Origin of the sequence: Yersinia vastinensis, from assembly GCF_902726565.1 — a bacterium.
Classification (GTDB): domain Bacteria; phylum Pseudomonadota; class Gammaproteobacteria; order Enterobacterales; family Enterobacteriaceae; genus Yersinia; species Yersinia vastinensis.
In genome coordinates this window covers 1-344 of the sequence record NZ_CACVAF010000042.1, presented here as the reverse complement: position 1 = coordinate 344, position 344 = coordinate 1, and the positions used below count along the sequence as shown (strand labels likewise).

Genomic DNA, 344 nt, shown 5'->3' with positions numbered 1-344 from the left:
TATCAAAATCTGGTATTAGCGCAGGTAAAAGTACACAGCACGTTTGCGCATTACCTCGATGCCAGAAACTTTCCGGAGGGAAACCCTGAAGCCAATCCCGATGAAGAGAAACTCGAAGTTTGGTATATCGACAGCAAGAGCTATGAGGATAACGAACAGATCCAATTTGCGTTATCCAGTCCGGCAGACTTGCAGGGCATTATGTTACCCACCCGACAGATCCATTCGCTTTGTACTTGGTGCATGCGCAATCAATATCGCGGGGCGTCATGCGGGTATACCGGTACCGCTTATTTTGATGAAGACGGCAACCCAACGGACGACCCCAGCAAGGATAAATGCTC

Annotated in this window: 1 protein-coding gene; it reads left to right on the top strand. The window is 48.8% G+C overall.

From position 1 onward, the window contains the following. Nucleotides 1–344: phage minor tail protein L (locus tag HUZ92_RS20750; protein WP_174846897.1), on the top strand; the 344-nt coding region annotated here is incomplete at both ends.